At 66.8% G+C, this 25,445-nt stretch carries 19 protein-coding genes; 10 read left to right on the top strand and 9 right to left on the bottom strand.

Translation table 11 applies throughout. The annotated features are described in order from the left end of the window. Window position 1: 1 nt before the first annotated feature. From Q322_RS0103800 to Q322_RS0103790, 3 genes are all read right to left on the bottom strand, one after another. Window positions 2-991 (bottom strand): Gfo/Idh/MocA family oxidoreductase, encoded by a 990-nt coding sequence (locus Q322_RS0103800; RefSeq protein WP_051668118.1) that lies wholly within the window; start codon window positions 989-991, stop codon window positions 2-4. After that, window positions 988-2,304 (bottom strand): nucleotide sugar dehydrogenase, encoded by a 1,317-nt coding sequence (locus Q322_RS0103795; protein ID WP_029476092.1) that lies wholly within the window; start codon window positions 2,302-2,304, stop codon window positions 988-990. The genes Q322_RS0103800 and Q322_RS0103795 overlap by 4 nt, the downstream gene beginning before the upstream one ends. Window positions 2,305-2,634: 330 nt before the next feature. Then, window positions 2,635-4,524, bottom strand: coding sequence for an outer membrane protein assembly factor BamB family protein (locus tag Q322_RS0103790; protein ID WP_245593127.1), 1,890 nt, complete (start codon window positions 4,522-4,524; stop codon window positions 2,635-2,637). Window positions 4,525-4,621: 97 nt separating this feature from the next. Between Q322_RS0103790 and Q322_RS0103785 the strand changes: the two genes are divergently transcribed. The 3 genes from Q322_RS0103785 (at window position 4,622) to Q322_RS0103775 (ending at window position 8,051) form a co-directional block, all read left to right on the top strand. After that, entirely contained in the window at window positions 4,622-5,119 is a 498-nt protein-coding gene (locus Q322_RS0103785) for a hypothetical protein (RefSeq protein WP_034417475.1), read from the top strand. Between the two features lie 110 nt (window positions 5,120-5,229). Further along, the gene (locus Q322_RS0103780; protein WP_034417473.1) at window positions 5,230-6,168 is read left to right on the top strand and encodes a PEGA domain-containing protein; all 939 of its coding nucleotides are present in this window, start codon (window positions 5,230-5,232) and stop codon (window positions 6,166-6,168) included. A 434-nt stretch (window positions 6,169-6,602) separates the two neighbouring features. Then, a complete protein-coding gene (locus Q322_RS0103775) occupies window positions 6,603-8,051 on the top strand; it encodes a mercuric reductase (protein WP_051668115.1) in 1,449 nt (482 codons plus the stop codon). Between the two features lie 9 nt (window positions 8,052-8,060). Here the strand turns inward: Q322_RS0103775 and Q322_RS0103770 are convergent, their stop codons facing one another. After that, window positions 8,061-9,446, bottom strand: coding sequence for an MBL fold metallo-hydrolase (locus Q322_RS0103770; protein WP_029476083.1), 1,386 nt, complete (start codon window positions 9,444-9,446; stop codon window positions 8,061-8,063). A gap of 82 nt (window positions 9,447-9,528) precedes the next feature. Between Q322_RS0103770 and Q322_RS0103765 the strand changes: the two genes are divergently transcribed. Continuing rightward, complete coding sequence (locus tag Q322_RS0103765) at window positions 9,529-9,843, top strand: metal-sensitive transcriptional regulator (protein WP_245593126.1); 315 nt, start codon at window positions 9,529-9,531, stop codon at window positions 9,841-9,843. 28 nt (window positions 9,844-9,871) lie between these two features. On the opposite strand, the gene Q322_RS0103760 is transcribed toward Q322_RS0103765, so the two are convergent. The 5 genes from Q322_RS0103760 to deoC form a co-directional block, all read right to left on the bottom strand. Then, window positions 9,872-11,953: a penicillin-binding transpeptidase domain-containing protein gene (locus Q322_RS0103760; protein WP_051668114.1), complete on the bottom strand. Its 2,082-nt coding sequence runs from the start codon at window positions 11,951-11,953 to the stop codon at window positions 9,872-9,874. Between the two features lie 70 nt (window positions 11,954-12,023). Continuing rightward, window positions 12,024-12,644, bottom strand: coding sequence for a Rod shape-determining protein MreD (locus Q322_RS0103755; RefSeq protein ID WP_245593125.1), 621 nt, complete (start codon window positions 12,642-12,644; stop codon window positions 12,024-12,026). Then, a complete protein-coding gene (gene mreC, locus Q322_RS0103750; RefSeq protein ID WP_029476076.1) occupies window positions 12,644-13,426 on the bottom strand; it encodes a rod shape-determining protein MreC in 783 nt (260 codons plus the stop codon). The genes Q322_RS0103755 and mreC overlap by 1 nt, the downstream gene beginning before the upstream one ends. Beyond that, entirely contained in the window at window positions 13,423-14,028 is a 606-nt protein-coding gene (locus Q322_RS0103745) for a Maf family nucleotide pyrophosphatase (protein WP_029476074.1), read from the bottom strand. The genes mreC and Q322_RS0103745 overlap by 4 nt, the downstream gene beginning before the upstream one ends. Continuing rightward, on the bottom strand, window positions 14,028-14,690 hold the full coding sequence (gene deoC / locus Q322_RS0103740; protein WP_156952861.1) for a deoxyribose-phosphate aldolase: 663 nt from the start codon (window positions 14,688-14,690) through the stop codon (window positions 14,028-14,030). Before deoC ends, Q322_RS0103745 begins: the two co-directional genes overlap by 1 nt. Before the next feature lie 444 nt (window positions 14,691-15,134). On the opposite strand from deoC, the gene Q322_RS24395 reads away from it, so the two are divergent. The 6 genes from Q322_RS24395 (at window position 15,135) to Q322_RS0103710 (ending at window position 25,084) form a co-directional block, all read left to right on the top strand. Further along, entirely contained in the window at window positions 15,135-18,209 is a 3,075-nt protein-coding gene (locus tag Q322_RS24395) for an alanine--tRNA ligase-related protein (RefSeq protein WP_029476071.1), read from the top strand. 327 nt (window positions 18,210-18,536) lie between these two features. Then, window positions 18,537-19,745 (top strand): hypothetical protein, encoded by a 1,209-nt coding sequence (locus tag Q322_RS24390; protein WP_156952860.1) that lies wholly within the window; start codon window positions 18,537-18,539, stop codon window positions 19,743-19,745. A 519-nt stretch (window positions 19,746-20,264) separates the two neighbouring features. Beyond that, window positions 20,265-21,824 (top strand): O-antigen ligase family protein, encoded by a 1,560-nt coding sequence (locus Q322_RS0103725; protein WP_245593124.1) that lies wholly within the window; start codon window positions 20,265-20,267, stop codon window positions 21,822-21,824. Between the two features lie 3 nt (window positions 21,825-21,827). After that, complete coding sequence (locus Q322_RS0103720; RefSeq protein WP_281173613.1) at window positions 21,828-22,658, top strand: WecB/TagA/CpsF family glycosyltransferase; 831 nt, start codon at window positions 21,828-21,830, stop codon at window positions 22,656-22,658. Between the two features lie 64 nt (window positions 22,659-22,722). Further along, on the top strand, window positions 22,723-23,979 hold the full coding sequence (locus Q322_RS0103715; protein ID WP_029476064.1) for a cation:proton antiporter: 1,257 nt from the start codon (window positions 22,723-22,725) through the stop codon (window positions 23,977-23,979). 67 nt (window positions 23,980-24,046) lie between these two features. Further along, window positions 24,047-25,084 carry an NADP-dependent oxidoreductase gene (locus Q322_RS0103710; protein WP_029476062.1) on the top strand — a complete coding sequence of 346 codons (1,038 nt, stop codon included), beginning with the start codon at window positions 24,047-24,049 and terminating at the stop codon, window positions 25,082-25,084. Window positions 25,085-25,445 lie beyond the last annotated feature (361 nt).

Raw genomic sequence — 25,445 nt, 5'->3', positions numbered from 1 at the left:
CTCAGGCCCCCAGAAAGCGGTGGCGCGTATCGGGTGCGGCGCTCACGACCGGCTGGTTGCGAATCTGGGCCACCGTGGCAATCGCCTGGTAGGTGTCGTCCAGGCCAAAGCCCTGGCCCGCCAGCGTGCGGCGGTAGACCTCGGTGTGCAGGTCCGTAAAGCCCTCGCTGAACTCGATTTCCTGGCCGTCGATGGTAATGGAGCGGTAGGTGCGCTGGCCCCTGGCCTGCTGCTCCTGGGGCAGGTAGCGGGGGTCAATCGACAGAAACCAGCGCACGCGGGCGCGTTCCAGTTCCAGATACCCGGCGCACACGGTCTCGCTGCGCTGGTGGACCTCCACCCGCTCGATATCGCCGAACAGCCAGGCCAGCATGTCGAAGAAATGCACGCCGATATTGGTGGCCAGGCCGCCGCTCTGGTCCACACGGCCCTTCCAGCTCCGCAGATACCACGTTCCCCGGCTGGTCATGTACGACAGGTCCACCTCGGCCTTGCCGCCAGCGCTGGGGTTCAGCCCGGCCTTGACCTGTACCAGCGCGGCGTGGGCGCGCAGTTGCAGGATGGTCCAGACCCGCCGCCCGGTTTCTTCCTCGACTTCTTTCAGGGCCGTGATGTCTCCGGGGTTCAGCACGATGGGCTTCTCGCACAGGGCGTCGGCCCCGGCCCGCAGCGCCATGCGGATGTGCGGGTCGTGCAGGTAGTTGGGGCTACAAATGCCCAGGTACTCCACGGGGTGGCCCCGGCGGCGCGCGTCGTACAGGTAGCGCTCAAAAATCTCGGGCTGCGTGAAGAACTCGGCGTCTGGAAAGTACGAGTCCATGATGCCCACCGAATCGAAGGGATCGAGGGCCGCACTCAGCACGTTGCCGGTGTCCTGGATGGCCTTCAGGTGCCGGGGCGCGATATACCCCGAAACCCCGGTCAGGCCGAAGCGTTTCTGGTCCGTATTTGGCGCAGGGGTCTGGCCTGGAGAAGCGGTCTGCGGGGTCACAGCAGCGTCACCTTGTCGCTGGTCAATCCGCGCGTGGCGTAGCGGGTGTCCAGAATCGCCTGGGACTGCTCGACCACGTTGGCGTAATCCACGTCGCTGTGCCGGGTGGTGATGATCACCAGATCGGCGTCCTGCAAGACCCCATCGGTCAACTCGACGCCGCTGGCCTGGACGCCGTGTTCATTGACCTCCGGGGTCCAGGAGTCGTGAAAGGAGACCTCCGCGCCGGACGCTTGCAGCAGGCGGTAGACCTCCAGCGCCGGGGATTCGCGGTAGTCGTCCAGATCGCTCTTGTAGGCCATGCCCAGCAGCAGCACCCGCGAGCCGTTCAGCGCCTTGCGCGCCCCGTTTAGCACCCGGGCGGCCTTGTCCACCACGAATTCGGGCATCTTGCGGTTGGTCTCGCCCGCCAGCGCGATGAAGTGCGTCTGAAAGTTATACTCGCGCGCCTTCCACTCCAGGTAGTGCGGGTCCAGCGGGATGCAGTGGCCGCCCACGCCGGGGCCGGGATAAAAGGGCATGATGCCGAAGGGCTTGGTAAACGCCGCGTCCAGCACCTCCCACACCGAGATGCCCATGCGGTCGCACAGCAGCGCGATCTCGTTGGCCAGGGCGATGTTCACGGCCCGGAAGGTGTTCTCGTAGACCTTGACCATCTCGGCGGCCTTGGCGCTGCTGACCGGCACGACGTGCTCGATGGTCTGGCGGTAAAAGGTGACGGCCACCTCCAGGCTGACCGGGTCGTTGCCGCCCACCACCTTGTTGGTGTTCTTGGTGGTGTAGCGCGCGTTGCCTGGATCGACCCGCTCGGGCGAGTGCGCCAGGAAAAAGTCCACGCCCGCCTTTAATCCGCCCGCCTCTAAGATGGGCTTCATGACCTCCTCGGTGGTGCCGGGGTAGGTGGTGCTTTCCAGGCTGATCAGTTGGCCGGGGCGCAGGCGGTCGGCGATCTCGGCAGTCACGCTGCGCACGTAGCTCAGGTCCGGCGTCAGGTTGCGGTCCAGCGGCGTGGGCACGCAGATCACGATCACGTCCAGCTCGGGCACCACCGCAAAATCGGTGGTGGTGCTGACCAGCCCCTGCTCCACGATGCGGCTCAGGTCCTCGTCTTGCACGTCGCCGATGTAGTTCTGGCCGCGCGCCACCATCCCGGCACGCTCGGGGCTGCGGTCGATGCCCACCACCTGAAAGCCCACCTTGGCCTTTTCTACCAGAAAGGGCAGGCCCACGTAGCCCAGCCCCACCACACCCACCCTGGCGGTCCGCGCCTGTATTTTTTCCACCAGCATGGAAACCGGATCTGTCCTGATCATAGAAACCATGATAGCCAGCGCGTCGCCAACCGACGTGATAAATATCCCGTGACGCATGGCGTTGGCCCCGGTGTGTTCACCCGAGCGCGCCGGGGACCCTGTGACGTGACTGGTCAGTGCGGGTCTGGGGCAGGTCCTCAGGTGGCCTGCCCGTCGCCAGCGACTCGGCAAGCACGACACGGCGGCGAGGCGGTGAACCTGCTGGATACCGGCAGTTCCGCGCCATTGGCCGCCGCGCCCGCAATGGTGACCGTGCGGCGAGACTGGCGCGTTGACGACGCCGACTCCAGCTCCCGCCCCCCGTCTGGTGGGGACCTGTCCTGTCCGGCTCTATTTCGGCAGCACGCCGGGAAATTCGGGCTTCTCGCGCAGCGGCACCAGTTGCACCAGACTGATCGGAAAGGTGATGTCCTGGTCCGCGCGGGTCAGGGTGACGGCGGGGGCGGGGGTCAGGTCCAGCCGGGCCGCTGTGCCGGGCAGACCGGCCAGCGCCGAGAGCGGCACGAAGGGCACGTTGTTAAAGACCCGCACGGTCACCGCCAGCAGCGCGCCGTCCACCATGATGTTGGCGCTGCGCGGCGTCACGCTGCCCACGCTCAGATTCAGCGCCCCGGCACTGGCGGCCAGCGGCAGGTAGATCTGGCCGCCGTCGGCGCGGGCGACCCCGGCGGCGACGATGGCCTGCTGCTGCGGCGTCAGCAGCGGCACAGGCTGGGCTGGGGCAGAGGCAGAGGCAGAGGCAGAGGCTGGGGCTGGGGCTGCCGAACTCGGGGGCGGAACCTGCGCGGTGGGCGCAGGGGGAGCGGGAACCGCAGGAGTGGGCGCAGGCGAAATGGGCACAGGCGGAGTAATGGCCGTCGGCCCCGTTGCTATGGGTGCAGTGGCGACAGGTGCAAGCGGCGTCAGGGCACTCAGCACCGCGCTGGCGGCCCCCTTGCGGGCCTGGGCGGCGGCCTGAAGTTCCCCGGCGCTGGGCGCGCGGCCCACGGCGCTGGGCAGGGCGTGAAAGGTGGTCCACGGCCCCACCGCCAGCGGGCGCAGCCCCCGGACGGCGTTCAGACCGCCGCCCTCGGTGACGAAGTACAGCGTTCCGGCGTCGCTGACGGTCACGCCCAGATCCATCTTCTTGCCGGTCCGCAGTTGCCACAGCGGCTGCCCGCCCGCGCTGATGGCATGCAGGGTGCCGCTCAGGTCCGGCACCACCACCGTGCCGTCGCTGAGTTCGGCGGCGGGGGCGGCCACGGGTGACCCGGCAACGTAGGTCCAGGCGTCCTGGCCGTCGGTTTTCACCGCGTACACCTGGCCGTCGTAACTGCCCACCACCACCAGCCCGGTGCTGGTCACGATGGGGCTGGCATTCACGAACAGCCCGGTCTGCCGGGTCCAGCGCAGCGCGCCCGCCGGGTCCAGCGAGTACAGCTTGCGGTCACTGGACCCGAAATAGATGTTGCCCGCCGCGTCGATGGCCGGGCTGCTGAACACCAGCGATCCGGCGCGGAAACTCCACTTGAGCTGGCCGTCCGGGGTCAGTGCCAGAAGCTGGCTGCCCTGCGTGCCCAGGTAGATGGTGCCGTCGGCGGCGATGGCCGGACTGCTGAACACCGGCGCGCCCGCCTTGAAGGTCCACAGCGTCTTGCCCGCCGCACTCAGGGCGTGGACCGTGCCGCCTGCTGTGGCGGCGATCACGCTGCCGTCGGCGCGCAGCGCGGGCGTGGCGAAGATGTCGCCGTCCAGCCGCAGTTTCCAGAGCAGCTTGCCCGTCGTGTCCAGCGCGTAGACCGAGTCGTCGTAACTGGCCGCGATCACGCCCCCTTGCGGCGTGATGACCGGGTAGGCGCGGCCCAGATCGCCCGCCGCGTAGTTCCACAGCTCGCTGCCCCCGGCGTCGGTGCGGTGGATGCGCGCGTCGCTGCCGATAAACACCAGGTCGCCGCCCGGGGCCACCGACACGCCCGAGATCACGCGCGCTTCCCTGGTCCAGTCGATGGTGGGCGGCCTGAACTGCGGCGCAATCTGGGCGGCGCTGGGCTGGGCGGCGCTGGGCTGGGCGGCGCTGGGCGGGCTGGCGGCAGGCGGGCGTGCAGAGGGCGGGCTGGCAGAGGGCGCGGTCTGGGCCTGCACCGACGAGAACATCGCGCCAGCGCACAGCAGGCCCAGGGTCAGCAGGTGGGGGGTCAGGGCGGCGGGTGTGCGGGCAGGGTGACCGAGAGGGATCCTCATCTGAAGGTAAGCTCCTTTACATTGCCTTTACGCAACGGTGAATAGGGGGGGAGGGGCGTGGACGCCTGCCAGGGTACGGCCTAAGATGACTGACGTTATGAAGAAGATTCTCATGCTGACCGCGTTTGCGCTGACTGGCCTGGCCGCCGCGCAGGACACCACCCCCGCCCCCGCCACCATGGACATGATGGGACCGGCCTCGATGAGCGCCGCCGAGAACTACGCCAAGGCGCAGGAATACGCCGTGCAGGCCGACGTGGCCTACCCGGTGTCCTTTTACGACCGCACGCTGTGGAAGGCCGCCGTGGACCACTCGTACTACGCCGCCAGCATGGAAGCCAGCAACCGCGACTACAACGCTTACCTGGCGCAGCTCTACACCAAGACCCAGTGGTGGATCAACGCCTACAACGCCTGGGAGCGCCTGGGCACCCTGAACGACACCGAGAAGCAGTGGGCGTCTCTGAGCGCCGCCAAGCTGGCCTACCTGGCCCTGCAACGCGGCGACACCGACATGACCCGCATGTACGTGGAAAAGGGCATGGCCTGGGCCGACAGCGCCAGCCTCCAGTCCATCATGAAGCGCCTGCCCTGATCTCACCTGTCATGGGCTGACCCCCGTAAACTGACCCCAGGTTGGCCCGGGGTCAGTTTTTTGGTGTCCTGCCGCCGTATTGCCGGGCGGCAATCTTTTATGCTGTAGCCATGAAAAGCCGCGTTGTCCGTCTGTTGGTGGGTGCGCTCCTGACCGGCCTGCTCAGCGCCTGCGTGCCCGCGCCGTTGCGGGCGCAGCCGCAGGCCCAGGTGCAGGTCCAGGCCACCCTGACGCCCGCGCCCGTGCAGGCCGTCACCGGCGAGGACGGGCTGTACCGCCCACCCGGCCCATCGGCCCTGCACCTCCGCACCGACCGCCCCGCCTTCGTGACGGCGGTGCTGGTGCCGCAGTCCGGCGGCGCGCAGGTGATCGCCGTGGGCGCGGTCCCGGCAGGCACGCCTGTCACGGTGGCGCTACCGGGGACACAGGGGTTCACGCAGGTCTTTACGGTGAGCAGCCTGTCCCCGCTGGACCTGGGCGCGGCGGCGGGCGTACGCTCGCTGGACGACGTGGCGCGCGTGGTGCAGGCGGCGGCGGCTGGGCGGCCCGCCGGAAGTTACACGGTGGCCACCACGGTCTACCGGGTGGTGAATTTCGGCACCCTGGAGGTCACCGCCTCGCGGCCCGGCGCGGAGGTGCGGGTCAACGGACGGCGGGTGGGAAGCGCCCCCCTGATCCTGCGCGACGTTCCCGAGGGCCAGGTCACGGTGGCCGTGGCCCACGGCGGCTTCGACACCGTGTCACAGCGGGTCAGCGTCGGGCCGGACACCACCACGCGCGTCACGGCACAGTTGCGCCCCGAGACCGGCGGCCTGCGGGTGGACAGCGACGTACCCGCCCGCGTGCTGATCGAGAGGCAGGAGGGCGGCATCACGCCCCTGCGCCTGCGGGTGCGCCCCGGCGTGATCGGCGTCAATGTGGTGCCGATCAAGACTGTGCCACCGGACCCCGCCGCCCGCACCGAGACCCTGCTGGTGCGTGTCAAGGTCCGGGAGGACACGGTCATCGTGTGCCGCGCCACGCCGGAATTCACCTGTAGCGTGCGCTGAACGCGGCAATAGGGTTTTCTGACGGGCAGGCGAGGAGGGGCACAGATCTCTGCCGCCGCTCGACCGATAAAATCACGGTGAGACGACCGCATCAGCATGCCGTTCCCGCTCCCCCTGCGGGAGAGGGTTGGGGTGAGGGAGCCATTCAGCGGCGGACCCGCTGCATGCAATACCTGAGATTTTTTTATCCTGCATCGGCGTGGGAACCGACTGCGCCCGTCCCGTCCTCTCCCCCGCCCGCTGGTGCCGGGTTGCGGCGCTGTGCCAGACAGGGAGGCGTGGAAAGGGAACGCTGCCCCCCAAAGGAGGGTTCGTCCACCTCCCAAGAGTGCTCTGGGAACCCCTGACCCCACCGGCGCTTTGAACCTTTTCAGATCCGCTGGCGTACACCTGCTGGCCCAGATCTATCCCAGCACGGCCCACCAGGAGCTGCCATGACCCAGACGAATATCCCGGATAGTCCCCCTTCCAATTCGCCTTCCCCGGCCACCACGGCGCTGGTCATCGGGGCGGGGCAGGCGGGCGGGCCGCTGGCGGGCGCGCTGGCGGGGGCGGGCTGGCACGTGACGCTGATCGAGCGCGAGCATGTGGGCGGCACCTGCGTCAACGAGGGCTGCACGCCCACCAAGGCCATGATCGCCAGCGCCCGCGCCGCGCATGTGGCCCGCCGCTCGGGGGCGCTGGGCGTCAGCGCCGGGCCGGTAGCGGTGGACCTGAACGGGATCGTGGACCGCGTGCAGGGCATCGTCCGGGACTTCCGCGAGGGCAGCCGCGCGGGCGTCCTGAAGGCCGGGGTGGAGCTGCTGGACGGCCAGGCGCGGTTTACCGGCGTGCGGCAGGTAGAGGTCACCCTGAACGACGGCGGCACCCGGCAGCTCAGCGCCGAGTACGTGTTCATCAACGTGGGGGCCAGTCCGCGCATGCCGGACCTGCCGGGCGTGCAGGACGTGGGGGCCATGACCTCGCGCGACCTGCTGCTGCTGCGCGACTTGCCCACGCACCTGCTGATCCTGGGCGGCGGCTACATCAGCCTGGAATTCGCGCAACTTTATGCCCGACTGGGCAGCCGGGTGACGGTGGTAGAACACGGCGAACGCTTGCTGAGTCATGAAGATGAGGATGTGGCCAACGCGCTGCAAGCGGTGCTGGAAGACGAGGGCGTGACCTTCCTGCTGGGCGCGGAGGCTCTCCAGACCCAGCGCGAGGGCGACGAGATCACGCTGGAGATTCGTCGGGACGGTGAAACGCAGACCCTGACGGGTTCGCACCTGCTGGTGGCGGTGGGGCGCACGCCCAACACCTCTGGGCTGAACGTGGAGGCGACGGGCGCGAAACTGGGCCAGCACGGCGAGATTCAGGTGGATGGGCATCTGCGGGCCGCCGAGAATGTCTACGCGCTGGGCGACGTCAAGGGCGGCCCCGCCTTCACCCACATCTCCTACGACGACCACCGCATCGTGCGCGACGCCCTGCTGCGCGGCAGCGGGCGCGAGGTCGGCGGGCGACCCGTGCCGTACACGCTGTTCACCGATCCGCAACTGGGCCGGGTGGGCCTGGACCGCCAGGGGGCGCGGAAGCTGGGCCGCCCCACCCGCATCTACACCCTGCCGATGTCCAGCGTGGCCCGCGCCATCGAGACCGGCGAGACGGCGGGTCTGATGCGCGCGGTGGTGGACGACGCCACGGACCTGCTGCTGGGGGCCACCGTGCTGGGCCACGAGGGCGGCGAGGTCATGAGCGCCCTGCAACTGGCGATGATGGGCGGCCTGAGGGGCGCGGACCTCCGCGACGCCACGCTGGCCCACCCGACGCTGTGCGAGTCCATCAACAACCTGTTCATGGGCAAGCCAGAAACGCTGTCCGGCACGGAAGACAGCGGCTGAGCGCTGGCGCTACTGGGCCGGTGTGGTCTGTCCCTGTGCCACCCACGCCTCATAGCCTCCGGCCAGTTCGGACACCTTGAAGCCCTCGGCGCGCAGCAGGCTGGCGGCGGCGGCGCTGCGCGCTCCACTCTGGCAGTGGACGACGATCTCGCGGTCACGCGGCAGGTCATCCAGAGAGCGGGGCAGGCGGCCCGCGTGGAGCTGGCGGCTGCCGGGAATCGCCCCCTGCGCGTGTTCGCTCTGGCTGCGGACGTCCAGAATCAGGGCGGCGGCATGTTGCCCGAGTTCGGCGGCGGGGAACGGCTGGGCCGACTCGGCAGGCAGGCCGTCGGCAGATTCAACAAACCCGGTCACGCGGTCCACCCCCACCATCCACAGGCGGCGGCGCAGTGCCCCGGCCCGTTCGGCAGGGACCAGCACCATGTATTCGCGTTCCGGGTCCAGCAGCCAGCCCGCCCAGGTTTCCAGGGTGTTGCCGTCCGGCAGGTGCAGGCTGCCCGTGGGCGCGGCCCGCTGATATTCGGCACGCGGGCGGGTGTCGATCAGGCGTGCGCCGTCTGCCAGCCGCGCAAGGACCTCCGCAGCGTTCAGCTCCGGTAACGGCTTCAGGTTGCCCAGCACTGCCGGGCCATCCCTGTTCTGCCGCTTCATCCGGGCGTAATACGACGGCGCGTCGGGCTGGCCGTTCAGCAGCTCGCCGGTGAAGGCCGCCTCGTCGCCGCGCTGCACCGGGGAAGACCACCACGCCAGCGCCCGCTCATAGCCCACGGTGGTGCTGGGGACTGCGCCCAGCGCCTTGCCGCAGGCGCTGCCAGACCCGTGCGCGGGCCACACCTGAACGTGGTCCGGCAGGCTCAGGAATTGTTCGCGCAGCGAGGCGAACATCTGCCGCGCGCCCGCAAAGCGGGTGTCGGTGCCGCCCGCCACGGTGTCCAGCAGGTCCGGGCGGCCCACGTCGCCCACGAAGACAAAGTCGCCGGTCAGCAGCATGACCGGCAGATCACCGCGCGGCAGGTCCGTGACCAGCAAGGAGAGGCTTTCCGGGGTGTGGCCGGGCGTGTGCCGGACCCCGATCTTGATGTTGCCGATTTTAAAAGTGTCGCCGTGGCGCAGGGGCTGATGCCCGAACCCGTACTGCCAGTCCGCCCCGCCCTCTGCCGAGAGGAGCAGCCGCGCCCCGCTCACGGCGGCCAGTTCGCGCGCCCCCGACAGGTAATCGGCGTGGATGTGCGTCTCGGTGACGTGGGTGATCCTCAGGCGCTGCGCCCCGGCCTCATCCAGGTAAATCTGGACGTCGCGCATCGGATCGATCACCAGACATTCGCCGGTCTTCTGGCAGCCCAGCAGATAGGACGCCTGCGCCAGATCGGTGTCGTAGAAGCGCTTGAAATACATGGCGCACCTCCCCTTAGAGCTTGACAGTATACCCAGGGGGGGTATAAAGTCAAGAGATTCACAAGAGATTCAAAGGAGCACCGTGACCCCAAACGCCGCCGAGCACCAGCCCACCCTGACCCAGACCGCCGTGACCCAGATCGCCGTGACCGAGACCGACCACAGAGTCCTGAAGCGCCTGCGCCGCATCGAGGGCCAGGTGCGCGGCCTGCAACGCATGATTGAGGAGGGACGTGACTGCCACGACATCCTGATCCAGCTCTCGGGCGTCCGCAGCGCCCTGGACGCAGCGGGCGACCAGATGCTCGAACAGTATGCCAGCGGCTGCCGCGCCTGCCCCGGCGAGGCGGTCACGCCGCAGGACGTGGTCAGAGCCGTGAAACTGCTGCGGGGTTAGGGCGTTTTCTTGCGGGGGCCGGTCTTCTTTACGGCTGCCCCGCCGCTTCCCGCTCGGCGCGAATCCGGTAGACCTCGCGCATGTGGTCCAGCTCGCCCAGGCAGGGCTGCTGATCTGCCAGCGGCAGGGCGCTGAGTCTGTCATCCAGCTTGACGCACCAGCGCGCGGCGAACATGCGCTTGACCGCGTTGATGCCGGGGCCGTAGCCCTCGCCGCCATTCTGGAAGAAGGACACCACCGCGAACGTCGGGTCCCCCACCGGGCCGTAGCCCTCATACCACGCGTGGGTGTAGGCGTAGCCCTGATCGGGGCGGGCGCTGATGCCGTTCTCGGCGGTGCCGGTCTTGCCCGCCGTGACCACCGGGAAGAGGCTGGTGCCCAGTTTGGTGCTGGCCGTGCCGCCCCGGATGGCCGTCGTCCAGTTCATGCCCTCCTTGACGAACTTGAAGACCTCGGTGTTGCCATTCCGGATGGCGCTGGTGGGCGCGGGGCGTGCGGGGGCCTTGCCGCCCTCCGCCTGAACCACCGTCAGCGGGCGCTCCTGGCCCTCATTGATCACAGTGGACAGCACCTTGATCAGTTGCGCGGGTGTGACCAGCACGTCGCCCTGGCCGATGCTCATGTTCAGGCCCGATCCCGGATACCACGGATTTTCGGGGGTGCCGTAATCGTTGATGTCAGTGAGGGTGCCGGTCTTCTCGCCCACGATTTCCAGGCCGGTGGGGCGGCCAAAACCCAGCTCGGTCAGGCGCGATTTGAGCTGGCGCGAGTATACCCCCGGCGTAGCCCGCACCGCCGAGTCGTAGTACCACGGGTTGCACGAGAAGGCAATCGCCTTGCGCCCGTCCACCACGCCCAGATTGGTGTGGGACCAGTTGTTGAAGCGCGCCCGCCCAAAATAGTATGTCGGCGCGCAGGACAGCGAGAAGTTGCCCCAGCGCTCCACATACATCAGCGTGGTGGCGATCTTGAAGACGCTGCCGGGGTTGTACGCCTGCACCGCGCGGTTGCTGGTCACGGCGTCCAGCGCGGCGTTCTTGCGGTTCGGGTCAATCGCCCAGTTCTTGGCCGCCGGGTCCGGGCTGGGCACCCGCGAGAACCAGTTGGGATCGTAGGACGGGCTGGAGGCCATCGCCAGCACCTGGTTGGTGCGCGGATCGATGGCGATCACCGCGCCGCGCGTGAAGGGTTCGGGGGGCATGCCGTACTTCTTGCGGCCCTCGTTGACGTCGGCCAGCCCCTGGCGCAGGGCGTTCTCGGCGGCGCGTTGCAGGCGGCTGTCGATGGTCAGAATGACGTCCTGGCCGCGCTGGCCGGGATCGATCACGCGCTCGGTCAGGGGACGGCCCGTCGCGGTGACCTCGCGCCGCAGCACGCCGTTCTTGCCCTCCAACGTCTTTTGCAGGCTGTACTCCAGCCCGGAGCGGCCCACCAGATCGCCCACCGTGTAGCCGTCGTCTTTGACCTGGCGGTCATTGGCCTCCTGCACGTAGCCCAGCAGGTGGGAGGCCATCTTGCCCTCGGGATAGATGCGCTCGACGCGCTCGCGCAGTTCCAGGCTGGGAATCAACACGGTGTACTCGTAGAGGGCGGCCAGGCGCTCCTGCGCCACGTTGCGGGCCAGCACGGTCTCGGTCTCCTGCCTGAAATCCGGTTCGCGCGGCTGGCCGTCCTTCAGGGCAGTGGGCTTGATTCCGGCCAGGTACACGATCTTGTCCCAGGCGGCAATGGCCTCGCCCCGCTCCGCCGCCCTGCGCCCGGTGTAGACCAGATCCACGGCCAGGCGGTTGGTGGCCAGCAGCAGGCCGTCGCGGGTGCGGACCTCGCCGCGCAGGGCACGGATCACCTCGTCGCGCTGAAAGTTGCTGGCCGACTGCACCGCGTACTGGCCGTGCTGCGTGACCTGCAAGGCGTACAGCCGCGCCCCCAGGCCCAGCAGCCCCAGGCTGAAAGCCAGGGCCACCCAGCCCACCCTTCCAGCGCCGTTCCCGATGGCCCCAGCCCGGCTGCCGCCGGATTTGTCGGCCCTGGGAGCGGCCCGCCTACGCTCACGTTTCAGCCGCTCGTGCTGCCGATCAGGGCGGTGCAGGGGATTCTCGGCACGGCTCATGGGGACACCGCTGAGCGATCAAAACCAGTGCTCCACATCACGTCGCCCACAAGCACAAGCTGCTCCCTCCTCACGCCAGTTTCTCCTGGGGGCCGGGGCGCGGGCCGATGCCCCAGCGTACGGCCCATTCCCACAGCGGATAGGCCAGCAGTGTTCCCAGCAGGAGGGCAGGAACCGTGTCCAGCAACAGACTGACCGTGATCAGGTCCGAGCGCAACCAGTAGGCCAGCGCCGCAAAGGTCAGCCATTCGCCCGCCACCGCAATCACCACGCTCAGCACGATCTGGACCGGGCCGGAATCGGCCACGTAACGGCGGATTAGCAGCGCCAGCAGCGCCGCCCCGGCCAGTCCCGCCGCGTGCAGGCCCAGCACGCCGCCCCCCAGCAGGTCCTGCCCCAGCCCCACGCCGTAGGCGGCCACCAGCGCCCAGGCCGGGACCATGCGCCACGCCAGCGCCACGGCGGTCAGCAGGAACAGGTCCGGGGCGGCCAGCCCCAGCGAGTCGGCCAGGCGCGACAGCACCCCCTGAACGGCGATCAGGAGCGCGGCGTAGACCACCGCCCGCAAGACCCGCGCTGGCCCGCGCTGCGGCAGGCTGGCGCGCGGCCCCAGGCCGCCCCGGCCCAGGCCACTGCCATTCAAGCGTCCACCGCCCACTCCCCTATTGCCCAGCCCCCGCCTACCCAGCATTACAGGCCCTCCAGAATGACGACGTCTTCCACCACACCCAGGTCCACGGCGGGCCGCACGATCACCGAGCGGTTCACGTCGTTCGGCCCCAGCGGCAACACCCGCTCCACCTTGCCCACCCGCACGCCCACCGGGTACACGCCGCCCAGGCTGGACGTGACCAGCACGTCGCCCGCCTTGATCGGCACGCTGCGGGCGAACTCGGCGCGCAGGCGGTTCGGGGGCACGCCGTGGGCCAGCCCGCGCCCGCCGCCGCCGCCCTGCAAGGTGACCCCCACGGTGCTTTCGGGGTCCACCAGCGAAACCACTGTGGCCTGCCGGGCGCTGACCCCCGTGACCTGCCCCACCAGCCCGCCCGGCACTGTGACCGGCATCCGCACCCGCACGCCGTCGCGCGTGCCCCGGTTCAGGGTCAGGCGCGACAGCAGCGGGCTGGGGTCCACCGCGATCACCTGCGCGATACCCACCGCGTTGGGGGCCTGCGTGCGGGTGATGACCTCCAGTTGTTTCAGGCGGCTGGCCTCCCGCATGAGCAGTTCGTTGCGCTGGCGCAGCACGTCGTTTTCCTGCTGGAGCTGGCTGACCTCGGCGCGCAGGTCACGCTGCACGGCGACGGTGGTCACGGCGCGGCGCAGGTTGTCGGCCACCACCACGCCCACCTGCGACACTGGCGCAGTCACCGAGCGCAGCGCTGTGGGCGGCACCACCTGAAACCGGGTCAGGACCATGCTGAGCAGCAGCAGCCCGGCAAAGACCAGCCCCAACTGACGCCCGCCCGTCACGCCGGAGCCGCCTCCTGGACCGCGCCCCAGACCGGCACGCCGTGGGCGCGCAGCAACCCAATCACCAGCGACATCGGAAAGCCCACCACGTTCGAGAATTCGCCGTCGATGCGCGACACCAGCGCCTGCCCCAGCCCCTGCACGCCGTAGCCGCCCGCCTTGTCCAGCCCCTCGCCGGACTGGGCGTAGTGGTCGATCTCTGTGTCGGACAGGGTGCGGAAGGTGACGTCGGTACGGGCCACTTCGGTTCGCTCATGGCCACCCATGAACACGGAAACGCCGGTAAACACCCCGTGCGTGCGGCCCGAGAGCTGGCGCAGGAAGTCAGCGTTCTGGGCGGCGTCGGTGGGTTTGGCGAGTAGCACTCCGTCCACCGCCACCACCGTATCGGCAGCGATCACCAGCGCGCCGGGATTGAGGGCGGCCACGCTGCGGCCCTTGAGGGCGGCCAATTCGGCGGCCAGCCTGTGCGGGTCCGTCTCGGCGCTGTCCTCGTCCTCACCGCTGATCTGCACGCGGAAGGTCACGCCCAGCAGGGTGAGGAGTTCGCGCCGTCTTGGGCTGCCGGAGGCGAGGACGACCTCGGGGGCCTGAGCGGGCATCAGTAGCCCTCACCGCTGCGCTCGCCCGCCACCAGCGCCACGCCGCCCGAGGTGCCCAGGCGGTCCGCCCCGGCCTCGATCATGGCGTGGGCCTCCTCGGCGCTGCGGACGCCGCCCGCCGCCTTGATCTTCGCGCGGCCCGCGATCACCTCGCGCATCAGGCGCACGTCGTCCAGCGTCGCGCCCCCGGTGCCAAAGCCGGTGCTGGTCTTCACAAAATCCGCACCGCCTGCAACAGCGGCTTCGGTCGCGCCGCGCTTTTGCTGGTCGTCCAAGTAGCAGGTTTCGATGATCACCTTCAGCACCTGCCCCGGTATGGCCTGCCGCACCGCGCGCACGTCGGCCTGCACGGTCTCCCAGTCCCCGGCCAGCGCCGCACCGATGTGTATGACCATGTCCACCTCGTCCGCGCCGTCTTCGGCGCTCAGGCGGGCTTCCACCGCCTTCTGCCCGGAGGTCACGGCCCCCAGTGGAAAGCCGCAGACGGTGGCGACCTTGACCCCGCTACCTTCCAGCTCGGCGCGGGCCTGCGCGACGTACACGGGATTGACGCACACGGCGTAAAAGGCGTTCTGGCGGGCTTCCTGGCACAGTCTGAAAATCTCAGCGGGCGTCGCGGTGGCTTTCAGCAGGGTGTGGTCAATGTAGGGAGCGAGCTTCACGCCTCCCAGCATACGGGTGGGCGGGCTGAGAAGTGCGGCGGAGCGGTGGAGCAAGGGGGACGGGAACGGGCGCATCCGGTCTGATCAATCCCAGAACTGCCAGAAAAGTGCCGTCTGTCCTTCACTTCAGCAAGGAGTGGGTCCGCCAGAATCTGAGCTGTCGTGGAGGCCGGACTGTAGAAGGGCATCGTCAGCCGTTCCAGTAACCCCCGCTCCAGGCCAACGGGTCTGCTAGGCGCGTCGGGCCAGCACGGGGACAAGCGCGAGGGCCAAAGCGCGAGGGCCAGCGCCAGCAGCGAGAACCCTTGCCAGAACATGCCTCAGCGTGCTGACCCTGACTGACGCGAGGTGAGGTGGCGGCGCAGCACTTCCGCCTCTCCCCGCAGCCCACGCACCGGCTCCTGCGTCCTTTTCGCTCCCGGTCCCCGCGCTAAACTCGCCCGCATGACTGCTCCATCCTCCCCGCTGTCCACCGCCGAGATCCGCGAGAAATTCCTGAGTTTCTTTGAGAGCAAGGGCCATCTGCGCCTGCCCAGCGCCAGCACGGTGGCCCCCGATCCCACCACGCTGTTTACCGTGGCGGGCATGCAGCCCTTCAAGGCGCAGTTCATGGGCGCGCCTGCCCGCTTCGAGCAGGGCGCGAACAAGCGCGTGACCACCGCCCAGAAATGCCTGCGCGTCGGCGACATCGAGAACGTGGGGCGCACCCTACGGCACTGCTCGCTGCTGGAAATGCTGGGGAATTTCAGCTTCGGCGACTACTTCAAACGCGAGTCGCTGACCTGGTCATGGGAGTTCCTGACTGGCCCAGAGTGGATGGGCCTGGACAAATCCAAGGTCTATGTCACGATCTACGAGGACGACGAGGAAGCCTTCGACATCTGGACGAAGGACATTGGCCTGCCCGAAGACCATCTGCTGCGCTTCGGGGCCGACGAGAACTTCTGGCCCGCCGACGCACCCAAGGAAGGCCCGAATGGACCGTGTGGGCCGTGCAGCGAGATCTTCTATGACCGGGGGCCGAAGTACGGCGACGACACCTGGGCCGAGTACGCCGAAACCTGCGAGAGTGCGCGCTTTTTAGAGCTGTGGAACAACGTCTTTCCGCAGTTTGACCGCCAGGAACCGCAGCCGGACGGCACGCCCACATTGGTAGACCTGCCCTTCAAAAACATTGACACCGGCATGAGCTTGGAGCGCATTGCCACCGTCGTCCAGGACGTGTACGACTTCTATAGCAACGACGTGTTCGGGCCGATTATCGCTAAAGTCGCGGAGCTGAGCGGGCAGCCCTACGAGGGGCCGCAGAACGTCTCGCACCGCGTGGTAGCCGAACATGTCCGCAGCGTGAGCATGGTGATTGCGGATGGCTCCGCGCCGGGCAACACCGGGCGCGGCTACGTGATCCGCAAGATTCTGCGCCGCGCCAGCCGTCACGCCTATCTGCTGGGCCTGCGCGAGCCGACGCTGTACAAGCTGGTCCCGCTGGTGGTGAGCAGTATGGGCGACGCCTACCCCGAGCTGCGGACGGAGCAGGCACGGGTGGAGGCGACGATCAGGAGCGAGGAAGAACGGTTTTTGAGGACGCTGGAGGACGGAATGCCTCTCGTGGAAAAATCAATTTCCGAAACTCTCAATACATCAATTGCGTCATCTACCAAGAACTTGCGTAAGCTTTTTGAACAAATAAATCTATCCAACATTAATCTAAGCAAGGCAATTCAAGGTAGCAGTGAGCCATTATCCGAAAGCATCAAACGTCTCGAAAAAGAACTAAATTATGGCGCATTTAAGCAGCTTGAAAACTTGAGTCTCTCCTCCCAACAATTTGAAAGCTTGGAAAAAATCCGCGAGAACAATAAAGAGATAGCAGATTATATTAAAAAGATTCAATCAAGCGGAATAGCTGAGGAGTTTCGCCGCTTACAGGATCAAATATCGGCGGATACTATAAAAGGCATTTCCCCGATCACAACTAATTTGGGAAGAAGTATTGCTGACGCCTTATCATCTCTGGAACCTAGATTGCTGGGCGAAACTGCATTCAAGCTTTCTGATACTCACGGCGTTGCTGTTGATCTGACCAAGGAAATTGCCGAGGAATACGGCGTCAGCGTGGACGAGGCCGGATATGCCGAGAGCCTGGAAAACGCCCAGAACATCGCGCGGGCGGGCAGCAAGTACGGCAAGTCCGAACTGTTCGGGGCGCAGGAGGCGCTGGAAGACCTGTCGCCTACTGAATTTGTCGGCTATGACTACCTGGAGGCTGACGGCGAGGTGCTGGCCCTGCTGGTGGCGGGCGAACGTCTGGAACACCTGGGCGCGGGGGACGAGGCGACGGTGGTGCTGTCCCGCACGCCGTTTTACGCCGAGGGCGGCGGCGAGGTGGGCGACACCGGACGCCTGGAATGGGACAGTGTTGATGGTGGAAGGGGCGCAGGCGTGGTCCGCGACACCCGCAAGACCCCCGGCGGCGTGTTCCTGCATGACGTGGCGATTGAGTCCGGCGAACTGAAACCCGGACAGAGCGTGCGCGGCGTGGTGTCCGGGGAGCGGCAGGCGACGCAGCGGCACCACACCGCCACCCACCTTTTGCATGCGGCGTTGCGGGCCGTGTTGGGTTCGGGGGTGCGGCAGGCCGGATCACTGGTGGCCCCAGACCGCCTGCGCTTTGACTTCTCACACGGCGCGGCCATGACGGCGGATGAAATTGCGGGCGTGGAGCGGCTGGTGTCGCGCTGGGTCAGTGCCAACTTCCCGGTGACGTGGCAGGAAATGCCGATTGCCCAGGCGCGGGCGGCAGGGGCAACCGCGCTGTTTGGCGAGAAGTACGGCGACACCGTGCGGGTGGTCAGTGTGGGCGGCAACGTGTCCTACGGGGGGCAGGCCGTGGCGAGCATGGAACTGTGCGGCGGGGCGCACGTCAAGCGGACCGGGGACATCGGCGCGTTTGTGATCCTGGGGGACGAGAATGTGGCCGCCGGAGTCCGCCGCGTCGAGGCGCTGGCGGGCGAGGCGGCCACCGACTGGCTGCGCGAACGCCTCCAGGGAACGGCGCGCGTTTCTGCCATGCTCAACACCAATCCCGACGGTCTGGAGGGCCGCGTGTCTGGCTTGCAGGCGCAGCTCAGGGCCGCCGAGAAGGAAACGGTTGCGGTGCGCCGCCAACTGGCCGAGGCGCAGATGGGCGGGGGCAGCGGCGCGGCCCCCCCGGTGCGCGAGCTGGGCGGCTTCAAGGTGGCGTCCCTGAAACTGGCAGGCATTGAGGGTAACGAACTGCGCGGCGCTGCCGACAAGCTGCTGGACCAGAGTGGGGCGGATGTGGTCGTCGTCGCTGGTGAGAAGGGTTTGGTGGTCAAGGCCACCAAGGACGCCGTGGCACGCGGGGCACACGCCGGGCAACTGGTGGGCAGGCTGGCGGCGGCGGGCGGCGGCAAGGGCGGGGGCCGCCCGGACATGGCGCAGGCGGGAATTACGGACGCGGAGGCAGCGCTGGAGGCGCTAGACACGGCTTTTTAGAGTACTGTCCGGATAACGGCATCAGAGAAAAAGACAACTGAAGGTTTCCATTCTCTCCTACGGAGCTGTACCAATCCCAGATGCCCGGCAACATTCATTCACTGTCCTGAGCAGAACAGACGGTCGTCATGAACAGATGCCCATGGAGACGCTTGCCCGCCCAGTCGGTCAAGAGCAGACCACTCTTTTGACAGATGCTCCAAAGTCATTCCTATCTCCTGCGGAGTGGTTATGGCCCCCAGATGGGGGTGATCAGCCGCCCACACCGGTGCCCCCGGCCAGCACCTGAGCCACACAGCCCATCCAGCCGACCTATAGTGTGGCCTCATGCTTCTGGGTTTTCGTTTCCTCGCTCTCGTGATGTGCTGTTTTTTCGCCGCCGCTTCTGTGGGCGGGGCGCAGACGATCCGGTACAGCAAGCCTATCGTGATTAGCAAGGGCGGCACCTACCGGGGCAATTGGCAGAGTCTGGACCCCAAAGTTCCGGCGGTGACCGTGACCACCAGCCAGAAGGTCATCATCGAGAATTCCAATATCCAGAGCAAGGGAACGCTGATCTACACCGCGTTCCGCAGCGCCAATCTGACGGTCCGCAATACCAGGGGCGTGGCCCTCAATCCAGACCGGCCTCTCAAGGAGTACCGCTATCCTGGCCGCTTCCTGGCCGCCGAGGAATTCAAGAATATCGTGGTGGAGAACAACGAGCTGATCGGCACCTCGGGGATCTATCTGCGGGCCTACAAGGGCAGTGCAAAACTGGGGGAAACCGTCAAGATTTTGCGCAACAAGGTCCGCAACATTGACGGGCGCTACAGCGTGGGCAAGGGCCGCTACTCGGACAAGGAATATCGCCTGGTGCAGTTCGTGCAGTTCAACGCGGTCAGGAAGATCAGCGGCGCAGAAATCGCCTGGAACCAGGTAATCAACGATCCCGGCAAGAGCCGGCCCGAGGAAAATATCAACATGTACCTGTCCAGCGGGGTGCCCAGTAGCCGGATCAAGATCCACGACAACTACATCCAGGGGGCGTATGCCATCAACCCTCGGGTCAGCACTTACGCTGGCGGCGGCATCAACGCAGGCGATGGCAGTGCCAAGACCGTGGCCGAGGCGGTAGGCTACATTCTGGTCTACCGAAACCAGGTCGTGAGTACCTCGAACAATGGCATCGCTGTGTCCGCCGGTCACGACATCGAGGTCTATTACAACCGTGTAATTTCAAGCGGCTATCTGCCCAGCGGAGCGCCCATCCCGGCCCAAAACGTAGGTCTATACGTGTGGGACGCGAGCGGCGACAAGGCTAGGAAGACCTTTTTTAACATCACGGTGCGGGACAATCTAGTGGGCTGGTCCATACCCCTGAAGGGCCGCAAAGCCCAGAATCCCACCTGGTTTCCCGACTGCGAACCGGGAAAGTGCCGCGCCAACAGGGTGTTGCCTGGCCCGATCACCCTGACTATGGAACGCGAGGAATACACCCGCTGGCTGGCCAAGCTGAAAGCGGCCAGGATCACGGTGGGACCCGTGTCCAAATAGACCCAGGGAGACCTCAGCCCGTCCCCCACGCGGGCGCTCCACACCCACGATTCAGCCGCCACTCGGTAGGCAATGCGTCCCGTTTATTTTTTGTTAGCGGCCCACGGTCTACATTCCGGCGCGTTACGAAGTTCGGGCCGGGTCCGCACCAACTTCTGGGAGAAGCATGTCTGCAAGCCGCCTGTCCACCTTAATGTCCAATCACCCTGTCACCTGCCCCGAACCGGCCCCTCCCTGGGCCGTCCGTCCGCCATCTGTCTCAGGAGCCTCAGCCGCCGCAAACTCTGGATACCTGGACTTCAGCAGCCAGTTAGCATTCTCATCTTTTCACGGCAAACAACCTGTGACACAGGTTCCGTCTGTTTCGCATCCACACTGGGGCAGCGCGGGTTGGTCCACTCCACGCCCGAAACCCATTTATCCTCTTCCCGCTGCCCTGTCGGGAGCAGCGCCCATGAGAACTCCTAAACGCCCACTCAAGTTTCTAGGTCTTCCTGACACCTGTCCACCGGAGTCTGTATGAAGTCCATGCCGCTGCGAAACCCCGGGGCCGCAAGTCCCTCCCCGCGCATCGGGTGGCCGGTGTGGCTGGTCCTGTTGGTTGCCGCGCTGCTGGTGGGCCTGCTGGCCGTCAAGCAGCCGCTACTGGCCGGGGCGGTGACCGTTCTAGTGGTCCTGCTCGCCGGAGTGACGCGCGCCTGGGACCGCCTGTCTCAGTTGGCCCTGGGCTTCATCGGGGTCTCGCTGATCGGCTACGCTTTTCTGGGCAAGGGGTACTCGTACATCGGAGTTGCCCCGCTGTTCGTGGGCGAACTGGCGCTGGCCCTCAGCCTGCTGGCCCTGTGGCGGGTGGGCACAGTCGGGATTCGCCACTACCGGGGCCTGCTGGCGCTGCTGGGCGTATTCATGCTCATCGGCCTGATCAGCACCGTGCCGTACATCAGCCTGTACAAAGTCGATGCGCTACGTGACAGCGTGATCTGGCTCTACGCGGCCTTTGCGCTGATCGTGGCGGGCTTGCTGCTGCGCCTGGGCTGGCTGGAGCAGGTCCTGAAACAGTACGCCCGGCTGATTCCGTGGTTCCTGTTCCTCGCGCCTTTGAGCCTGGTCCTCTTCAAGCTGTTTGAGCGCGTCATTCCCGAGTGGCCGGGCAGTGGGACGCCGTTGCTGTCGCCCAAGGCCGGGGACATCGGCGTGCACCTGGCGGGGATCGTGGCTTTCTTGCTGCTGGGATTGCACCAGCGGTTCACAGCGCCGGGAGGCCGCCGGGGCTGGCAGGAGTGGCTGTGGTGGGGCCTGTTGCTGGTGGGCTGTCTGGCCATTTCCCCGAGCCGCGCGGCTCTGCTGGCCGTTCTTGCCAGCGGCGTATTCATTATTCTGCTGAGGCCCCGCAGCGGCTGGGGGCGGCCCCTGTACCTGGTGGCCCTGATCCTCACGCTGCTGGTCGCCACCAATCTCAAGATTAATCTGGGGGGACAGCGGGACATTTCCGCCGAGGCCCTGGTGCTCAATGCCCAGAGCATCGTCGGCGATTCCGGTTCAAATTCCAGAGAGGGCACCCGCACCTGGCGGTTGGACTGGTGGAACGAGATCGTGGATTACACGGTTTACGGCCCCTATTTCTGGACCGGCAAGGGGTACGGCATTAACCTAGCCAACTCCGACGGTTTTCAGGTCTACAGTGACAACTCGCTGAGAAATCCGCACAACGGCCATCTGACCTTTCTGGCCCGCTCCGGGGTGCCGGGCTTCCTGGCCTGGGTGGTCCTGCAACTAGCCTTTGGGTTCAGCTTGCTGCGCGCCTACGCCCGCGCACGCGCCGCCCGTCAAACGCTGTGGGCCAGCCTGAATCTGTGGATCTTCGCGTACTGGATGGCCTTTTTAGTCAACGCGGCGTTCGACGTGTACCTGGAAGGACCGCAGGGGGGCATCTGGTTCTGGTGCCTATTCGGCTTCGGGCTGGCGGTCATGGAGGCCCAGCGCCGGGGGGTCTCACTGTCTGAAACTCCTGTGCTGTCCGAATCTGCCCTGCCGCCGCCCACCGCCCTGCCTGCCCCCAATCTCTTCAAGGAGTCCTGAACGATGTCTTTTCCCACCTCGCCCGATCTGCGCCCTGCCGTGTCCGCCCCGCCCACCCCAACTTCCCGCCTGGTCCTGGGCATGCGGGTGGACGCCACCACCTACGCGGACGCCACGGCGCAGATTGTTGCCTGGGCGCAGGTGGGCGAGGCGCGTTACGTCTGCGCCTCCAACGTTCACATGGTGATGGAAACCAGCGACAGCGCGGAATTCCGGGACGTGGTAAACGGGGCCGATCTGGTGACCCCCGACGGTATGCCGCTGGTGTGGGCCTTGAAGGCGCTGGGCACGGCGCAGGCCGAGCGCGTCTACGGCCCCACCCTGATGCTGCATGTCTGCGAGGCCGCCGCCCGTGAAGGGGTGCCCATCGCGCTGTACGGCGGCACGCCCGAGAGCCTGGAGGCATTTGCGCAGTTCCTGCGGACCGAGTATCCGGGCATCGAACTGGCCTGCATGATCGCGCCACCCTTCCGGCCCCCCACCCCCGAGGAAGACGCGCTGTACACGCAGCAGATCGTTGACTCCGAGGCCAGAATCGTGTTCGTGGGCATCGGCTGCCCCAAGCAGGAGCGCTGGATGGCTGCCCACACCGGGCGTCTGGACGCCGTGCTGCTGGGGATGGGGGCCGCCTTCGACTTCCACTCCGGGCGGGTCAAGCAGGCCCCCGCCGCCATGCAGAAGCTGGGGCTGGAGTGGCTGTTCCGCCTGATCATGGAGCCGCGCCGGTTGTGGAAACGCTACGCCAAGCACAACCCCCGCTTCGTGGGCAAATTTGCGCTACAACTGCTGGGCCAGAAAGTGATTGACCAGGGGCGGACAGCGCGTAAAGGCTGAGGCTGGGGCGTCCTGATTCCTGTCCAACGCACTCTCGACTCAGCGCCGCACTATCCTTGAGCCGATGCTGACCGCCTTTGCCATGCTGCTGTGTGTCACGGCGCTGCTGGCCTACCTCAACGAGCGCTGTTTCCACTTTCCCACCACCGTGGGCGTCACGCTGGCCGGGGCGCTGGCGAGCATCGTGCTGATCACGCTGGACGCCTTTGGCCTGATTCCGGGCGTGCGCGGCTGGGCGGCGGAGTTGCTGCAAACGCTGAACTTCACCAACTTCGTGCTGAACGGCATTCTGGCGGTGCTGCTGTTCGCCGGGGCGCTGGGCCTGGACGCCCGGCAACTGCTGCGCCAGCGCGGCAGCATCCTGACCCTGGCCTTTCTCAGTACGCTGATCAGCACCGCTCTCATCGGCTTCGCGGCGTATTTCGTCTTTGGGCTGGTGGGGCTGGACGTGCCGCTGATCTGGGCATTGCTGTTCGGGGCGCTGATCAGCCCCACCGATCCGGTGGCGGTGCTGGACCTGCTGAAACGGGCGCGGGTGCCCGCCCGGATCGAAACGCTGATCGCCGGGGAAAGCCTGTTCAACGACGGCGTGGGCGTGGTGATCTTTCTGGCGCTGGCGGGCATCGCGGGCATCGGCGGGCGGCACGAGGACGGCGTGACCGCGCTGGGCGTCCTCACCCTGTTCGTGCGGGAGGCGGGCGGGGGCCTGCTGTTCGGAGGGCTGCTGGGCGGCGTCGGCTATCTGATGGTCCGCAGCATCAACCAGCACGCCGTAGAGGTACTGGTCACGCTGGCGCTGGTCGTGGGCGGCTACGTGGCCGCCGCCGCGATGGAGGTCAGCGGGCCGCTGGCGATGGTGGTGGCCGGGCTGGTGATCTCGGCCAACCGGCATCAGGTCTTCAGCGAGGAAACCGGCGACCTGGTAGAGAGCTTCTGGGAAACCATCGATCAGGTCCTGAACATCCTCCTCTTTGCCTTTATCGGGCTGGATGTGCTGCTGACCCGCACCACCGGCGCGCAACTGATCGCCAGCGCCGTGCTGATCGCCGTGGCGCTGGCCGCCCGCTGGGTCAGCGTCGCGCTGCCCTTCGCACTGGTCCGCGCCCGCGAGGGCTATGGCGCGTACACCGTCCGGCTGCTGACCTGGGGCGGCCTGCGCGGCGGCATCGCCATCAGCCTGGCCCTGAGCCTGCCCGCCACGGTGTACCGCACGCACATCGTGACCGTCACTTACGCCATCGTGCTGTTCACCATTGCCGTGCAGGGCCTGACCATCCTGCCACTGGCCCGCAAGGCCGCCGCTGCCAGCCCGGACGCATAGATCAGAAGCAGCGTTAATTGAATCTTAGATCACATTTCTGCCGCTGTGCAGGCAGCCCAATACCGTCATGACGACTTCAGAGAAAACGGTATCCCGTGAAAAAACACTATCCCGCGAGATCCAACTGGCCGCCCGTCCCCAGGGTGCGCCCACAGACAGCGATTTTGCGCTGGTGGAGCGCGAGCTGGGCCAGCCGGGCGAGGGCGAGGTCCTGATCCGCAACCTGTTTCTGAGCGTTGATCCATACATGCGCGGGCGCATGAACGACGTGAAGTCCTACACGCCGCCCTTCGCGCTGGGGGAGACCATGACCGGCGGCGCGGTGGGCGAGGTGGTGGCCTCGAATGCGGACGGCCTTAAGCCCGGCGATCTGGTGCTGCACGATCAGGGATGGCGCACCCACGCGCTGCTTTCAGCAAAGGCGGCCCGCAAGGTGGACGCCCAGGATGGCGTCTCCCCCAGCGCTTACCTGGGCATTCTGGGCATGCCCGGCCTGACCGCCTACGTGGGGCTGCTGGAAATTGCCGCCTTCAAGGAGGGGGACGTGGTGTTCGTCTCTGGTGCGGCGGGGGCAGTGGGCAGCGCCGTGGGCCAGATCGCCCGCCTGAAGGGGGCCGCGCGCGTGATCGGCAGCACCGGGTCCGCCGACAAGGTGGCGCACCTGACCGGGAAACTGGGCTTCGACGCCGCCTTCAATTACAAAGATGGCCCGGTCGGCAAGCAGCTCCGCGAGGCCGCGCCAGACGGCATCGACGTGTATTTCGACAACGTGGGCGGCGATCATCTGGAAGCGGCGCTGTTTTCCTTTAACCCCTTCGGGCGGGCGGCGCTGTGCGGGGCGATCAGCCAGTACAACGCCACCGAGGCCCCCAGCGCCCCGCGCAATCTGGCCCTCGCCATCGGCAAACAGCTCACGCTCAGGGGTTTTATCGTCAGCAGCTACAGCCACCTGTTTTCCCAGTTCGTTCAGGAGGTCGGCGGCTGGATCGCGTCCGGCGAGCTACACTACGACGAGACGGTGGTGGAGGGCATTGGCAGCATGCCCGGCGCGTTCATGGGCCTGCTGGACGGCCAGAACACCGGAAAGATGGTGGTTAAGCTGTAGCCTCAAAAGTCTCGAAGGTGATCCCCTCACCTCCGATGCCTGAGGGGATCACCTCCGAAAAAGGCTCAGCAAGGCGCTGTCAAGCTCACTCCAGAATCGATCTATGGTGGCCGGGCGGTCTCCTGTTGCCAGCGGTCAGAAACGCCCCGTTGGAGCGTTTGTCGAAAGGGTTGTGTGCTGTTGACCGAATGGGCGGGCGAGCGTCCTCATGGGCGTCTGTCGTCTGTTCTGCCCAGGACGGTGATTGAATGTTGCCGAGCATTAGAGACAATGGATGCTCTCATTTATCCTTGTTCTCTGATGCCGTCATAACGCCGCCCGATCCTGTGAATGCCCTCCCCGTCACTTTCCCGCCTCAGTC

Origin of the sequence: Deinococcus frigens DSM 12807 (assembly GCF_000701425.1) — a bacterium.
GTDB classification, from domain to species: domain Bacteria; phylum Deinococcota; class Deinococci; order Deinococcales; family Deinococcaceae; genus Deinococcus; species Deinococcus frigens.
This window is presented reverse-complemented; position numbering and strand designations above follow the sequence as displayed.

Bases quoted from the DNA above. Each gene is read 5' to 3' on its own strand.
- Q322_RS24390 (WP_156952860.1), top strand. From the start codon at position 18,537: ATGCTTCTGGGTTTTCGTTTCCTCGCTCTCGTGATGTGCTGTTTTTTC.
- Q322_RS0103710 (WP_029476062.1), top strand. From the start codon at position 24,047: ATGACGACTTCAGAGAAAACGGTATCCCGTGAAAAAACACTATCCCGC.
- Q322_RS0103780 (WP_034417473.1), top strand. From the start codon at position 5,230: ATGAAAAGCCGCGTTGTCCGTCTGTTGGTGGGTGCGCTCCTGACCGGC.
- Q322_RS0103745 (WP_029476074.1), bottom strand. From the start codon at position 14,028: ATGCCCGCTCAGGCCCCCGAGGTCGTCCTCGCCTCCGGCAGCCCAAGA.
- Q322_RS0103790 (WP_245593127.1), bottom strand. From the start codon at position 4,524: ATGAGGATCCCTCTCGGTCACCCTGCCCGCACACCCGCCGCCCTGACC.
- Q322_RS0103725 (WP_245593124.1), top strand. From the start codon at position 20,265: ATGAAGTCCATGCCGCTGCGAAACCCCGGGGCCGCAAGTCCCTCCCCG.
- Q322_RS0103785 (WP_034417475.1), top strand. From the start codon at position 4,622: ATGAAGAAGATTCTCATGCTGACCGCGTTTGCGCTGACTGGCCTGGCC.
- Q322_RS0103755 (WP_245593125.1), bottom strand. From the start codon at position 12,644: ATGCTGGGTAGGCGGGGGCTGGGCAATAGGGGAGTGGGCGGTGGACGC.
- Q322_RS0103760 (WP_051668114.1), bottom strand. From the start codon at position 11,953: ATGAGCCGTGCCGAGAATCCCCTGCACCGCCCTGATCGGCAGCACGAG.
- Q322_RS0103795 (WP_029476092.1), bottom strand. From the start codon at position 2,304: ATGATCAGGACAGATCCGGTTTCCATGCTGGTGGAAAAAATACAGGCG.
- Q322_RS24395 (WP_029476071.1), top strand. From the start codon at position 15,135: ATGACTGCTCCATCCTCCCCGCTGTCCACCGCCGAGATCCGCGAGAAA.
- Q322_RS0103775 (WP_051668115.1), top strand. From the start codon at position 6,603: ATGACCCAGACGAATATCCCGGATAGTCCCCCTTCCAATTCGCCTTCC.
- Q322_RS0103715 (WP_029476064.1), top strand. From the start codon at position 22,723: ATGCTGACCGCCTTTGCCATGCTGCTGTGTGTCACGGCGCTGCTGGCC.
- Q322_RS0103720 (WP_281173613.1), top strand. From the start codon at position 21,828: ATGTCTTTTCCCACCTCGCCCGATCTGCGCCCTGCCGTGTCCGCCCCG.
- Q322_RS0103770 (WP_029476083.1), bottom strand. From the start codon at position 9,446: ATGTATTTCAAGCGCTTCTACGACACCGATCTGGCGCAGGCGTCCTAT.